The following is a 14,046-nucleotide window of genomic DNA, read 5'->3' as shown; positions in this document are numbered from 1 at the left end:
GGTCAACTTTCTCTAATTTTTCCAGTTGATATTTCATTCGATTGGGATTATACTTTCCCATAGCAGAAGAGCCCTACATATAGTTTTAAAACACTCTCTAACTCCACTCTATAGAGAAAGATAATCAGAAGAAGGTACATTAAAGCATTTAGATTACCCGTCTTATAGTAAATGTGACAACCTGCTATCAATAAAAGTGGCGCAAACAAGAGAAAGGCAAAAGAATAGTGCTTAATATAAAGAAAACGTAGCCCTAACAAGACCACTCCGAAAAATGGAACGATATTGGGGATTTGAGGCAGGATAGGCGCTAACATTGAGGTCTGGATCATATCAATCGAAATCACCAATGTTAGAACCACTGCCACTAACAGTTTGTCACGTTCTATCTTTAACATTTTCTTTTTCTAATCTCTAACCTCTTTCATTTGTTTAGGCTTTTTTTAATTTTTTAAAACGATAATACAGACCCGGAACCAATGATAACATTATATAGATCGCCTTATTTTTCAAGTTAATCCGCTTATTTTTCAATACTCTTCCTAGATGAGGCCGAATCTTTCTTTGAATACGAAGGATTTCCTTTTTGGAAGAATCTGAGATTAAGATGAAAATGTGGAGACTACCAATGAACAAACGGGCGATGACAGCATCGTCAAGTTCTGTATTGGCAGAATAGTCCTTTTGGATAACTTCTTTCAAATGATCCATAGAATCATAAAAATCATAGTGCTTGCTATTGAAGTTTGATAAGGTAATACTGTTTGGTCTACGATAATAATGATAGATGCCTAAATCAATCACACAAACTGATTCCACTTCTTTCAAGTAGTCACTTATAACATATAAGTCTTCATAGATTTTCCCTTTTGGATATGGGTGTTTTTCCACGATATCTCTGGGAAAGAGCTTAGCCCAGGCAGAGACCGTAGCAACTGTACCATAGAGCATCTCTACTAAAGTTTCTTCAGAAGAAAGAAGGGTAGCTTTCGCTAGCGTTTCTTCATTTATTTGGTAGTTTTGATAAGAATCATGATCATAGGCATCCTTACCTTTGCCTGCAACAATCCTAGCACCTGTACGTTTTTGGAGTTCCATCAAAAGCTCAAGGGCACAAGGCTCAAAATAGTCATCTGGATCTAGGAAAACAATCCAGTCCCCTTTAGCTTTAGTCACACCATAGTTTCTAGCATCAGACAAGCCACCATTTACTTTATGATAGGCTGATACCCAATCGTACTCACTTGCATATTGATCGCATAGTTCCCCAGAATTATCAGTGGAACCATCGTCAACCAAAATGACTTCAAAATCTTTATAGGTTTGATTTACCAAACTTTCCATAGCATAGCGAAGGTATTCCTCCACATTATAAATTGGTACAATTACCGAAATCATATTTCCTTTTCTTTCTCTTACTCAATTAGAAATTTCAAAGCTCAAATGAACTTTTTTCTGAAAATAGTTGATCCATCGCTTTGATAAAATCAGTCATGACTTGTTCTTCATTTTGAACATTAAAGCCATCATTGATACACATCACTTTATATTTCCCAGAATTTAAAAGTTTCCAAAATTCTGGACCTGCATTATCTAGAGAAAATAAATCGCCCAAATTAGGATCAGCAACCTCATATTTCCCACTAGCAATCTGCCAATATTTAAAGAGCCAAATATTGGTGTCAGATGGGCTTCTAAAGCGACTAGCTGACGTTTTTTCCAAAATGGCGGTTTCTTTTTCCCATACCAGTTCCATAGTTGACTTTAAGAGAGGATGGGTTAAATGATTTTCCCAAAAACCACAAATAAATTTACTATTTCTATAGAGCAGAGTCTTGACAATATTTTTTAAGCCCTGCTTAAGAGATAAAAATTTTCCATTTTTCAAGATCTCATCTCTAGTAAAATAACTAGTCACAATTTCCATATCGTTCACTTGAAAATGACCTGTCCCATATCGTTCTGGAACAATCGGTGATAAGGCTGTGTTATACTTTGGCAGTCCTTCTTCAGAGAAGAAATCCGTCGGCGTAACTGGAGCAGTGAGATAAACGTCATCATTGAAAAAGACAAAGTGCTCAGAGAGTCCGGGAATACGGTGAATATTACTTTCGATAGGATTGGCAGAAAAAACTGGTAGATAGTCATTACAGATAATCTCTGTATGATCTACCAAGACCAATTTTTCACTATTTAACTCTAACCAGCTTGGCTTTTGCTGGTCGGTCACGAGGTAGACCTTATTGACCCAAGGAGCAAACTTTTCAACCCCCCTAAACCAGTATTTAAAAGTTCCCCAATCACGGTAGGCTTTCACAGAATTCATGCTGTTTTTAGAAGTATCCACAGCTCCAGAATATTTAGCTTTCTTGGCTTGCCAAATTGGATCTCCACCATCAACCCAAGTAACAACAAAATCTATTTTATTCATAACTAATCTTTTCTATCTGTTTTATACAACTCCGAGAAGTTCTTGATGTAACTCTCCAAAGAAAATAATTCTCTTTGTCTTTCTACTGATGCTTGGCCAAATTGGTTTCTTTTCTCTGGATCCTCCACCAATTCTTGAATGACTTTTGAGAGTTCTGCTGGTTGATTTGGAGTGGCCAGTAAGCCATTTATACCTTCTTTTACCATTTCGCAAACACCACCATGACGGTAACCAACTACTGGCTTGCCACAAGCCATTGCCTCTAATACCACTGTCGGTAGTGGATCGGGATTAGTACTTGGTAAGACAAAGATATCAAACATATTATAAAGCTCAGTCGTATGCTCATAATAGTCAATTCGTTTGATTTGTGAGGCTACACTTGATTTGGCAATCTTAGACTCGAGCTCATCAACTCGCCACTCTTCACCCGCAAAGGCACTTCCTGCCAGAAAAGCGATGGCATTGGGATTCTGCTCCAAAATCGGCGTCACTGCTTCTAGAAAATCTCCTTGTCCCTTCCAAGCGTTGACGCGGCCAACCATACCAATGACAAGAGCCTCTTCTGAGATAGCAAATTGTTCACGCACTGTGTTTGCTTGCATCGAATGATAAACCGCATTGTCCACACCGTTATAAATCACTTCTACTTGGCTGTCATTGATAAAAGGAGACTGCTTGACATGACTGGCAACAGCTTGAGATACTGTTACGATCTTATCTGCATATCGCCCCATCAAAAAGTTGATAAAATCTGAAATAGCCTTGGGCTTGACAATAATCTCATGAACATGCCAAATTAAGGGGAGTTTTACTTTTCTCTTGAGATAGATCCCTTCCAGAACTGCTGTCGTATTGTTATGAACAAGATCTATCCCATTCTCACGCACATATTGGGCGATTTTTTGAGAATAGCGACGATAGGATTTCAGGTATTCTAAAATTCCCTCAGGATTAAAGTATTTTCTACGTAAAATCGGATAATCCAACACGCTGACCTGAGCCCCAACCTGACGCAAGGCCTCGACTAAAACACCATCATTTGGCAGGATGACATGAGCTTCAAATTCTTTGGAATCCAATCCTTTGATCAATTCCAGTAAAACCTTATCTGCTCCATACATTTCTGCACCAGCATGCAAGTATAAAATCCGTTTCATTCTTTACCCTTTAAACACTTCTTCATAATCTGACACAATCTTTTCCCATGTGAAAGCTGAGAGGATTCTTTGGCTTGACTTGAAATCCAAGTCAGCTATTGCTGCCTGATTAAATCCTTCTGTTTCCTCAATGATGCGTGCCAACTCATCTTTTTTCCAATAAATGGCCCCGTCTTCACCAACCTCACGGTTAAAGCCAACATCTAGCAACAAATTCAGTTTTGTAGATGCTAGAGCTTCCAGTAGAGAAGGGTTGGTTCCTCCAACCTCATGTCCATGGAAATAGGCAAAGGCATGCTCACGAATATACTTGAGCAACTCTTGGTCATAGACCGTACCGACAAATTTAACCCTAGGATCTTTGTCAAAACCAGTATCCTGTAATAACTGATCGTAAAATTTATTCTGCTCCACATTTGTGATAAGGACAAAGTCCTTCTTAGATTTGGACTTGATAAATTCACGAATCATGGTTTCGTAGTTGTTTTCAGGAACGAATCGTCCCACCACTAGATAATAGCCATTTTCGCTAACACCTTTTTCCTGATACCAGTTCCGAACCTTGGTATCTTCTGCCTTCAGGTTTGAAGGAGCAGTGTCTGTCCCATAGGCAATATAAGTGGTCTTTGGTTGATACTGCTTATAATCCTCTTGGATATATTTTTCGATATTTTTGCTATCACATACCAATAAATCAGCATGCTTGACCATGAGTTGCTCTGAGAATTTCCAGTACTTACGAACTGGCAGGCTCCATTTTGCTCGTAGCCATTCATGACCATCTGGATTTACCAGCAACCGACCACCAATCGCACGAATCTTTTTCTTAAGGCCAGAAATAAACGGTCCAATTCGACAAGCTAGAATGTAAAAAATAGGAGCCTCGTCCTTGTTTTCCCTAGCCAATTCAATAGCCTTATTGACTGCTGCAATATCGTAAGCGATAGCACGAGCCGGACCAATATTAGGCACATCAATGTTGAAACAAATGGCCCCATTGTGCTCAAACTGGTCATCCGTAATGCCAGATTTAGCTGAATTTTCACGCATACAAGCAACATAGTATTGTATGTTGCTGTCTTTTTGATATTCGGTTAATTTTTCAACAAAGGTTTCAAATCCTCCATACTTAGCAGGAATCCCCTTTGAACCAATAATATAAACTGACTGTTTCATTTCTCTCCTAACAGGACTGAAGGGCAGAAATTACTTCGCCCCATCTCTCATAAATACAACTTTAACGGTCTTTAACAATATTTCAATATCTTTCCAAATAGTCCAATCATCAATATAGGCCACATCTAATTTAACAACTTCATTGAAATCCTTGATCTCACTTCGCCCGCTGACTTGCCACAAGCCTGTTATCCCAGGTTTAAAACTCAATCGACGTTTTTGCTCAGGTGTATATTTTTCATACTCATCCACTGTTGGGGGACGGGTTCCGACCAGACTCATATCTCCCATTAAAACATTCCAAAACTGCGGTAACTCATCTAGGCTGGTCTTACGAATAAAGCGACCAATTGGAGTGATACGAGGATCATCATCGACCTTAAACATGCCCCCCTGCATAGTATTTTGCGCCAAAAGTTCTTGTTTCCGCTGCTCAGCATTCACGCACATAGATCTAAATTTATAGAAAGTGAAATGTCGACCATTTTTTCCAATACGCGTTTGAGAAAAAATCGCTGGCCCACCATCTTGTCGAATCATCGGAACCAAAACAATGCTCACCAAACCACAAATAATCAATCCGACAATCGAACCGACAATATCAATGAAACGTTTGGCAATGACATGACTGGTCTTATAAAATTTTGTAGAAAACGTGATAACATTCAGCCCTGCCATCCCACGAATCTTTTTATCACTACCTAGATAGTTATTAAAAGCATTCAGATTAACTGTAACATCAATTCCCATTGTCTCAAAAAGTGAGATAAACTCCCCGATGTCGTACTCTTCACTTGGTAGATTGATAAAGACCTCATCGACAACTTCATGAGTAGCAAAGTCTAAGATGTTCTCAGCAGGTACAACGGTTAAGGTTTGATGCTGAAAATCAGGCTGGTCTAAAACACTGACCGCCACCAAATTCCAAAAAATTTCTCCCGACTCTATCAGCCTATCGATGACTTTTTCAACCCTAGAGGTCGCTGTTATCAAGAATATCTTCTTACTCCCCTTGAGATTTGGAAAGATGCGTTTTCTATAGCGTTTAATGCACAGATTCAACAAATACAACAGAATAGAGTGTATTGTCAAAAAATAAATCATCCCTCGTCTAGAGATACTAAAACGATCTTCTAAGAAAAAATTCGAAATACTGATAGCTAAAGCAAAGAACACAATGTACTTTGCAGTGTTGATAAACTCTGCTAAATAACCCCTTTTAAAAAAATCATGCCCATAATCACTGATATAAAAAATAAAAAAATGAAGAATGAACAAGATAATAACAGAAGTATTTACAATCTCTGTTTCCTTAACAAAACTAAGTAAATAAGCTAATAAAATGACAAGAAAACTCTGGATTGTCGCCAAAGTAATCTTCAATCCCTTTTCTTCCATAATATCTTCCCTAAACTATTTATTATTTTTTGCCATAATTCCCATAGTTTCCATATGCTCCATAGGAGCCATATTTTTCAACTGAAGTATTGAGTTTATTAAGCACAATTCCTAAGAATGGTTTGCCTGTTTGTTCGAGTTGTTCTTTAGCTTTTTGGACATCACGACGATTTGTTTCACCAGCAGCAGTTACTAAAACAGAAGCGTCACACTTCTGCGTGATAATCGCCGCATCGATAACAACTCCAATCGGAGCAGTATCTACAACGATGTAGTCAAAGTACTTACGTAAGGTGTCAATCATGGTCGCAAAATTTTCACTTTGTAACAAAGCTGTTGGGTTTGGTGATACAGAACCCGCTTGAATGACAAACAAATTTTCAACATTGGTTTCACATAAACCTTGTGATAGGTCTGTTGTGCCTGACAAGAACTCTGTTAGGCCTGTAATCTTTTCCCGTGATTTAAAGACACCTGACATGACTGAATTACGGATATCCGCATCAATCAACAGCGTCTTATAGCCCGCACGCGCGAAAGCCCAAGCAATATTGGTAGAAGTAGTTGACTTCCCTTCACCCGGTTTTACAGACGTGATCGCAATCACTTTCAAGTTATTCCCACTCAATTGAATATTGGTGCGAAGGGCATTGTAGTATTCTTCTGCTTTTCTTGCCAAATCTAATTTTTTTTGTGCAATTTCTAACGTTGGCATTTTTCTCTCCTATTTCAATTTATCCAAATTTGGAACTACTCCCAATAGTGCAATTTGCATCACGTCCTCAATATCTTCTGGACGTTTCACTCGTGTATCCAAGAGCTCAACAAGGAGAACTGTGACAACCATCACAACCGCCCCCGCAAGGAATCCAACCATGGTATTGCGACGAATATTTGGTGAAGATGGCGATGTTGCAGGGCGTGCTTCTTCAAGTGTTGTCACATCCGAAACGCGAGTGACGCTGATGATCTTTTGAGCCGCAACCTCTCTCAAAGAGTTGGCGATACGGCTAGCTTCCTCAGGTGCACGGTCTGTAACAGAAATCGATACAATACGCGTATCCACTGGAACTGTTACCTTGATTTTACTAGCTAGACCTTTTGGAGGGAGTTCTAGTTTCAAATCAGTCGCAACCTTCTCTAAAACGTCTTGCGAGAGAATGATTTCGCGATAGTCTTTTACCAAGTAAGATCCTGCTTGCAAATCTTGGTTAGTCAAGCCAGGCTTATCTCCCTGATTACGATTGACCACATAAATTCTGGTCGTACTCGTAAACTCCGGCTTCACAATAAAACTACTGTAGGCAAATGCTACTATCCCTGTCACGAATGCTACCAAAGCAATTAACAATTTTCGCTTCCAAAGGATTTTAAGTAAGTGAAATACATCGATTTCCATCATATTTTGTTCTTTCATTTTTTCTCCTAAATCAATTGATCCATTATTATTTTTCGGGGATTATCCTTAAAAAGTTCCTTAGCCTTATCTTCACTGTATTTTTTGGCAATGATATCATAGGCTTCCTCCATATGAGGAGGTCTGTGATCCAAGTTGTGCATATCACTTGCTATCACGTGAACCAGATCTCGTTCCAAGAAATACTGGGCTCTCTTTTTCATAAATTTATAAGTTTCTCCGAAGAGTTTTGGTTTCAAAACATGAGAACTATTAATTTGAGTATAACATCCCATATCAATCAGCTCTCGCACGCGATTTTCATTGTTTTCTAAAGCATCGTAACGTTCAATGTGGGCAATGACGGGTGTAATGCCTAACATTAGAATATTACTCAGCCCCTTATGTATATCCCGATAAGCTGTATTCATACTAAACTCAATCAAAGCATAGCGACTATCGTTGAGGGTTGGGATTAATTTCTTTTCCAACTTCTCAACAACATCTGGCGTATAGTAGATTTCTGCCCCATAGGCAATGATTAAGTCATCCGCAACTTCCTTAGCCATTTCTCGCACCTTCAAAAAGTTAGTTGCGATTTTTTCTTCAGGAGTTTCGAACATCCCTTTTCGTCTATGCGAAGTGGAAACAATTGTCCTCACTCCTTGACTATAGGCCTCTCTAAGTAGTTTTTTACTGTCCTCTATTGACTTTGGACCATCATCCACATCGAAAACGATGTGCGAATGGATATCTATCATGCTACTTGCCCTCCATCACATCATTGATAGCAGCTTTGGCGGCAGCCAAGCTACTTTCATCGATTTCCATCATGTAGAGGTTACTATCTGGCATAGCGTATGAAGGAAGATCCGTGCGTCCTGTCCCCTTCAAGTCTTGAGAGTTGACTTTGTAGTTACCGCCACTCTCCAATTGAGTATTGACTAGATCCATCATGGTTTCCAAAGGCATATTGGTCTGAAGAGAATCTTGCAATCCTTGGATGATATTGTCATAGTTCTTCAAAGCTTCGGTTGATGTCAACTTCTGAATAACAGCTACAATAACCTTTTGTTGGTTCCGACCACGGTCACGATCTCCATCTGCTAGAGAGTAGCGCTCACGGACAAAACCAAGAGCCTGCTCAGAGTCTAGATGGACATTCCCAACAGGGAAATGGTACTTGCCATGCAAAGAAGTGAAATCCTGATCATTATAGACATCAACGCCACCTAAAAGGTCAATCAACTTCAAGAAAGAGGTAAAGTTCAAGCGCACATAATAGTTAATATCCACCCCATAGAGTTTTTCCAAGGTATGAATCGACGAGTCCACTCCATAAATCCCAGCGTGGGTCAATTTATCCTTTTGATTATTTCCCCCATCCGCTATCGGAACATAGGAATCTCGAGGCGTTGTAGTCAGAAGGATTTTCTTGGTATCTCGGTTCACAGTCATCAAAATGTTTACATCTGAACGCGAAACGGAACTAATCGGACCATAGGTATCAATACCACTCACATAAATATTGAAAGCTTTATTCTTTGATACCTTTGGTGCCGCTACATCCTTAGTTAATTGTTTTGTATAGATTTTTTTGATTTTTGAAGCATAATCTGGATACTCTGCTTCAATGATATTTTCAAAAACACTATTTAAGACAATTGCTTTCGTTTCGCCAGAAAGCAGACTCTTATAAGCTGCTAGATAAGAAGTACTCTGTTCAACTGTCAAGTCTTTACTCTGTGTCGTCTTAATATCCGCCACCAACTTTTGGATATTATCATTATCTGTTTCAGTCGGACCTGTTACACTATCCAACTGGGTCACATTATTGATTTCACTATCTTTCAAAACGACCACACTCATCGAATACTCTGAGTAGTTTGAGGTCGCATTGATATGATTGGTAAAACCGACAAACTGTTGCAAAGCATAGAGAGAAACGGAGCTAACTACGATAGCAAGTGTCAAAAAGAAAACCGTAAACTTCTCGGCTTTTTTATACACTATCAGAAGGATTGCAATTACAGCAGAAATAAAAATAAGAACCGCCGTAAGGATATTGAGGTACCGAAAAGCTAAGATATTATGTTTAAAAATTAAGAACAGCAAAAAACCACTCAATAATAAATAAATGGTTGCCAAAACTATATTAATATTTCGTTTCACATTCCCTAAACGAGCTCTCTTTGAACGTCTACTCATGATAATCCCCTATACACGTTAATAGTTATAAATATTATATCACAATCATGATGGAAATTCCATCCATCCTTGCTATTTTCAGCGTTTTCATTCGCTTTTGTTCTCTTAAGTTGCTCTAAAATATAAGCAAAGTTCCAAATGCCATTCTGCACAAAAAGACAAGGCGCTCAGGGGCAACCTTGTCTGTAATCTTATTTTACGTGGTTTTCAAACTCTTTTTGGCTCTTTTCGATAGCTTTTTTACTTTCTTCTTCCCACTTAGCCTTGGCTTCATCAAATTGTTTCTTGGTAACAGGGTCTTTTTGTAATCTCATGTACTTATAATTATTTCCGTCACCCTTGATTCCCACTAGGGAGTAGGCACGTGTAAACGGAGTTACTTTGGTTACAGAGGCTGTACCACCATTTGACATAGCAGACATAACTAGAGAATTGTCAATCATCCAAGCTTGAGCTTCAGCGTATTTTTCATAACGCTTAGTGACATCTTTATTCTCAGCATCTGCTTCTTTTAGAAGTTTCGTATAGATATCGAGCCCCAAACTCTTAATGAGCTCTTGGTCTTCCTTGGCATCAAGACCAAAAATCTTGAGATAGAAGCCAGTTTCAGCATTGAAGGGATCTAGATAAGTTGATGGATCCTGGTAATCACCAACCCAACCATCAAAGTTTAGGTCGTAGTCACGAGCTGCTGGATTTGGTGCTAGGAAGGCAACATTTCCAAAGTCATCTGTAGAAAGCTGTTGAACATCAATGACGATATTGTCAGAACCTAGTACTGTTTCAAGGGTTTGTTTGACCGAGTTCATACCAGAGACCGCATTTTTATTCGTCTGATCAACAGGGACATCCAAATGGATTGGGAAAGTCACGCCTTGGGCTTCCAATTCCTTTTTAGCTTCCGCAAATTTTGCTTGGGCCTTTTCCTTGTTAAAGTAGGCATCTTGAGCATCTGCCAAATTGATACCTGACCACTCAGTTCCGTAGTTCACAAGCTTAGAAGCTGTTACTTCTCCAAAGGTCTTATCTCCCACCTGGACAAATGTTGGAGGAACTAGAGTATTACGAAGGGTTTTGCTCGCTGCTTCTTCACCGTTAGATTGAGCAGAGTAGGCTGTTCGATCAATACCAAAGTTGATAGCTTGACGGAAATTTTTATTTAAGATAGCTGTTTGAGCTGATTTCTTTTGTTCATCCGTTGTTTTAGCGGTATGATTATAGGTTTTGCGGTTGACGTTAAAGTTGAAGTACCAAGAAGTCTTGTCTTGTAAACTATAGACGATATTGTCTTGGTATTTTTCTTTTGTCTTAGCATAGTTCGAACTATTTGGATAGACTCCTGCAATCGAGTAAGCACCACTTTCAAAGTTTCGAATGGTCATCTCCTGATCTGATCCATCAAAGTAAGCTAACTTAACTTTTTCAATGGTTACTTTATCATGGTCATAATAGTGTGGATTCTTCACATATTCGATCGAAGATTTTGATGTGAAATCTTTTAACAGATAGGGACCGTTATAAAGGATACTGTCTGGTGTCAAGGTACCAAAATCTTTATCCTTTGATTTCAAGAACTCTTCGTTGACTGGGAAAAGAATACTATTGGTTGTCTTTGAATTCCAATACGGTTCTGGTCGAGTCAAAGTGTACTCGACTGTGTAATCATCCAAGGCTTTGACACCGACAGTTGAAAAGTCATTGGTCACACCCGTCACATAGTCATTCAATCCCTTGATTGAATTTTGGATCAGATCCATGGCTTGCCCCTTATTGTCCGCGGCATATTTGATCCCAGTGACAAAATCCTGAGCTTTGACTGAAGCGTATTCCTCACCATCAGCCGTATACCACTTGGCATCTTTTCTAAGCTTGTAGGTATAGGTCAAACCATCTGATGAAACAGACCAATCCTCTGCAAGAGCAGGTACGAGGTTCCCATAGCTGTCATTTTCTAACAAACCATCTACAAGATTGGTAATAACGGCAGTGTTATCTGCATAATAATCTAGGAGATAGTTAAAAGTTGTTGGATTCGCACTAAATGTTGATGAATAAGTGCTAGTATCTGTGTTGGACTGTCCACATGCCGAAAGCAAAATCCCGGTCGCTAAGACAAGACCTGTCCCAATCAGTCTTTTTTTCATTTCGATCATTATTCACTCCTTTATGTCACTTTTTATAACATAGCCATATTTTATCAAATTTATTCAAAAATGTAAAGTTACTGCTTTTATGACAACTGGTGTCTCAAAACAAAAAGGAAGCACAGTTTCCTGCAACTTCCTTTTCTATTTATAGATTACTTGACGTGTTTTTCAAGTTCTTTTTGGTATTTGGCATTTGTTTCGATTTTTTCTTGTTGCCATTTCTTGAAGGCTTCTTCGTATTCTTTTGCAGTCACAACATCATTTTGCAACTCCAAACCTTTGAACACAAATGGGTCTCCCTTGATCCCGACTTGAGAGTAAGCTTTTGTGAATGGTACAGTACGGCTAACCGTTGGAGAACCACCTGAAGAAGCAACTGGGATTAAAAGTGAACTATCCGATACCCAAGCTTGAGCTTTAGCGTATTTTTCATAACGCTTATTAAGGTCGCTAGTTTCAGCTGCAGCATCATCCAAGAGTTTCTTGTATTCGTCCAGTCCAACTTGAGCCATCACTTCTGGATCTTTTCCGCGATTGATCCCCAAGTGTTTAAGGGCAGAACCCTTCTTAGCATCAAGAATGTTGAGATAGGTAGCTGGGTCTTGATAGTCTGGTCCCCAACCAGTTCCGTTCAAGTCATAGTCTTTTTGGGATGGAACCTTGGCTTGAGACGTGATGCTTATTTTCTCATTATCGGTCATTTGAAGGACATCAACAATGACATTTTCAGTACCAAGTGATGATTCGATAGACTGCTTGAGTGAGTTGGTTTGTTGAACCGCGATTACATCTGTTTGTTCAACCGGGATATCCAAATGGATTGGGAAGGTAACACCCTTGGCTTGCAATTCTTCCTTTGCTTTAGCAAAGGCTACCTTAGCTTTTTCAGGACTGTAAATCGTATCCTTGCCATCTGTAAGGGCTACATCTTTCCACTGGTCTCCATATGAAACGAGCTCTGCCTGCGCCAACTCTCCAAAGGTTTTTTCACCCACTTGAACGTAGTCATGAGGCACTAGGCTGTTACGGATAATCTTGTTCGCACCTTCTTCACCATTCAACTGAGCAGTATAAGAATGACGGTCAAGAGCAAAGTTCAGCGCCTGACGGAAGTTCTTGTTGAGAAGAGCTTCTTTCGTTGATGTTTTTTGAGCTTCGTCTGTTTTGGCTGTTTTATTGTAAGATTGGCGGTTTACGTTAACAGTGAGGTAGTAGCTTGTCGCTTCTTGTGGACTGTAAACAATCTTATCGCCGTACTCTTGTTTAGTCGACTCAAAGTTTGAGCTTGTTGGGAAGAGACGGGCTGTTGTATAAGCTCCTTGTGTAAAGCTACGAATCAAAGATTCTTGGTCTGATCCATCGTAGAAAGTTAGTTTAATATTGTCAATCTTAACATTGTCCTTATCCCAGTAGTTTGGATTCTTTTCATATTCAATGACTGATTTTGAAGTCAATGATTTCAAGAAATAAGGACCATTATATAGGATACCCGATGGAGTTGGTGCACCGTAGTCGCTCCCTTTAGAATTCAAAAATTCTTCATTAACCGGAAGCATGGTTGCCGTTGTGACCTTAGAGTTCCAGAAACTTTCTGGTTTGTTGAGCGTGTATTCTACCGTATAATCATCAACAGCCTTAACTCCTACGGTAGAGAAATCATTGCTCTCACCACTAATATACTCTGCCAAACCTTTGATAGAATCCTGAATCAAAGAAAGACCATCTGATTTTCCGTCAGCGGCATGTTTAAGCCCAGTAACAAAGTCTTTAGCTTTAACTTCAGCGTATTCTTCTCCATCAGAAGTATACCATTTTACACCCTTACGAAGTTTGTAGGTGTAAGTCAAACCATCCTTTGAAACAGACCAGTCTTCTGCAAGTGATGGAATTAAGTTCCCATACTTATCATTTTCCAAAAGACCATCAACAACGTTTGCTATAACGTCAGAGGTTGAGCTCTTGCTAGTCACACTATAGTCCAAAGAAGATGGATCCATAGCGTAGACATAAGAGAATGTCTTGGGAGCATCCGCTCTCTTTTCACTTTGCCCACAAGCAGTTAACAGTAGGGCTGCACTCAAAACAGCACCTGCTCCTAAGAGCCACTTTTTCGATTTCATAAGTAATCTC

Annotated in this window: 12 protein-coding genes; all 12 read right to left on the bottom strand. The window is 39.3% G+C overall.

Annotation, left to right across the window (positions count from 1 at the left end; all coding sequences use genetic code 11):
• Positions 1 to 47: 47 nt before the first annotated feature.
• The 12 genes from EL140_RS01460 to EL140_RS01405 all read right to left on the bottom strand — a co-directional run bounded on the left by EL140_RS01460 (position 48) and on the right by EL140_RS01405 (position 14,036).
• Positions 48 to 398 (bottom strand): hypothetical protein, encoded by a 351-nt coding sequence (locus EL140_RS01460; protein WP_000912320.1) that lies wholly within the window; start codon positions 396 to 398, stop codon positions 48 to 50.
• Between the two features lie 34 nt (positions 399 to 432).
• The gene (locus EL140_RS01455) at positions 433 to 1,398 is read right to left on the bottom strand and encodes a glycosyltransferase family 2 protein (RefSeq protein WP_000626470.1); all 966 of its coding nucleotides are present in this window, start codon (positions 1,396 to 1,398) and stop codon (positions 433 to 435) included.
• Positions 1,399 to 1,432: 34 nt separating this feature from the next.
• Positions 1,433 to 2,431 carry a Stealth CR1 domain-containing protein gene (locus tag EL140_RS01450; RefSeq protein WP_001033089.1) on the bottom strand — a complete coding sequence of 333 codons (999 nt, stop codon included), beginning with the start codon at positions 2,429 to 2,431 and terminating at the stop codon, positions 1,433 to 1,435.
• A gap of 2 nt (positions 2,432 to 2,433) precedes the next feature.
• Complete coding sequence (locus EL140_RS01445) at positions 2,434 to 3,591, bottom strand: glycosyltransferase family 4 protein (protein WP_000822225.1); 1,158 nt, start codon at positions 3,589 to 3,591, stop codon at positions 2,434 to 2,436.
• A gap of 3 nt (positions 3,592 to 3,594) precedes the next feature.
• Positions 3,595 to 4,767, bottom strand: a complete 1,173-nt coding sequence (cps2T, locus tag EL140_RS01440; protein ID WP_000814500.1) for a beta 1-4 rhamnosyltransferase Cps2T — start codon at positions 4,765 to 4,767, stop codon at positions 3,595 to 3,597.
• 30 nt (positions 4,768 to 4,797) lie between these two features.
• The gene (locus EL140_RS01435; RefSeq protein ID WP_000391466.1) at positions 4,798 to 6,165 is read right to left on the bottom strand and encodes a sugar transferase; all 1,368 of its coding nucleotides are present in this window, start codon (positions 6,163 to 6,165) and stop codon (positions 4,798 to 4,800) included.
• Positions 6,166 to 6,187: 22 nt separating this feature from the next.
• A complete protein-coding gene (locus EL140_RS01430; protein WP_001142500.1) occupies positions 6,188 to 6,880 on the bottom strand; it encodes a tyrosine-protein kinase in 693 nt (230 codons plus the stop codon).
• Positions 6,881 to 6,889: 9 nt separating this feature from the next.
• Positions 6,890 to 7,582: a capsular polysaccharide biosynthesis protein CpsC gene (gene cpsC / locus EL140_RS01425; protein WP_000664126.1), complete on the bottom strand. Its 693-nt coding sequence runs from the start codon at positions 7,580 to 7,582 to the stop codon at positions 6,890 to 6,892.
• Positions 7,583 to 7,590: 8 nt separating this feature from the next.
• Positions 7,591 to 8,322 (bottom strand): capsular polysaccharide biosynthesis protein Cps4B, encoded by a 732-nt coding sequence (gene cps4B / locus EL140_RS01420; protein ID WP_000565325.1) that lies wholly within the window; start codon positions 8,320 to 8,322, stop codon positions 7,591 to 7,593.
• Position 8,323: 1 nt separating this feature from the next.
• Positions 8,324 to 9,769 carry an LCP family glycopolymer transferase CpsA gene (cpsA, locus tag EL140_RS01415; protein WP_000091221.1) on the bottom strand — a complete coding sequence of 482 codons (1,446 nt, stop codon included), beginning with the start codon at positions 9,767 to 9,769 and terminating at the stop codon, positions 8,324 to 8,326.
• Between the two features lie 191 nt (positions 9,770 to 9,960).
• Positions 9,961 to 11,922, bottom strand: coding sequence for a peptide ABC transporter substrate-binding protein (locus EL140_RS01410; protein ID WP_000571829.1), 1,962 nt, complete (start codon positions 11,920 to 11,922; stop codon positions 9,961 to 9,963).
• Positions 11,923 to 12,068: 146 nt separating this feature from the next.
• On the bottom strand, positions 12,069 to 14,036 hold the full coding sequence (locus EL140_RS01405; protein ID WP_000837399.1) for a peptide ABC transporter substrate-binding protein: 1,968 nt from the start codon (positions 14,034 to 14,036) through the stop codon (positions 12,069 to 12,071).
• Positions 14,037 to 14,046: the final 10 nt, after the last annotated feature.

Origin of the sequence: Streptococcus oralis ATCC 35037, from assembly GCF_900637025.1 — a bacterium.
GTDB lineage: Bacteria > Bacillota > Bacilli > Lactobacillales > Streptococcaceae > Streptococcus > Streptococcus oralis.
Note: the sequence above shows the minus strand (reverse complement) of the source record. Positions and strands in the feature narration are given on the sequence as shown.

Excerpts from the sequence above, each read along its gene's own strand:
- EL140_RS01460 (WP_000912320.1), bottom strand. The coding sequence starts at position 398 with ATGTTAAAGATAGAACGTGACAAACTGTTAGTGGCAGTGGTTCTAACA.
- EL140_RS01455 (WP_000626470.1), bottom strand. The coding sequence starts at position 1,398 with ATGATTTCGGTAATTGTACCAATTTATAATGTGGAGGAATACCTTCGC.
- EL140_RS01450 (WP_001033089.1), bottom strand. The coding sequence starts at position 2,431 with ATGAATAAAATAGATTTTGTTGTTACTTGGGTTGATGGTGGAGATCCA.
- EL140_RS01445 (WP_000822225.1), bottom strand. The coding sequence starts at position 3,591 with ATGAAACGGATTTTATACTTGCATGCTGGTGCAGAAATGTATGGAGCA.
- cps2T (WP_000814500.1), bottom strand. The coding sequence starts at position 4,767 with ATGAAACAGTCAGTTTATATTATTGGTTCAAAGGGGATTCCTGCTAAG.
- EL140_RS01435 (WP_000391466.1), bottom strand. The coding sequence starts at position 6,165 with ATGGAAGAAAAGGGATTGAAGATTACTTTGGCGACAATCCAGAGTTTT.
- EL140_RS01430 (WP_001142500.1), bottom strand. The coding sequence starts at position 6,880 with ATGCCAACGTTAGAAATTGCACAAAAAAAATTAGATTTGGCAAGAAAA.
- cpsC (WP_000664126.1), bottom strand. The coding sequence starts at position 7,582 with ATGAAAGAACAAAATATGATGGAAATCGATGTATTTCACTTACTTAAA.
- cps4B (WP_000565325.1), bottom strand. The coding sequence starts at position 8,322 with ATGATAGATATCCATTCGCACATCGTTTTCGATGTGGATGATGGTCCA.
- cpsA (WP_000091221.1), bottom strand. The coding sequence starts at position 9,769 with ATGAGTAGACGTTCAAAGAGAGCTCGTTTAGGGAATGTGAAACGAAAT.
- EL140_RS01410 (WP_000571829.1), bottom strand. The coding sequence starts at position 11,922 with ATGATCGAAATGAAAAAAAGACTGATTGGGACAGGTCTTGTCTTAGCG.
- EL140_RS01405 (WP_000837399.1), bottom strand. The coding sequence starts at position 14,036 with ATGAAATCGAAAAAGTGGCTCTTAGGAGCAGGTGCTGTTTTGAGTGCA.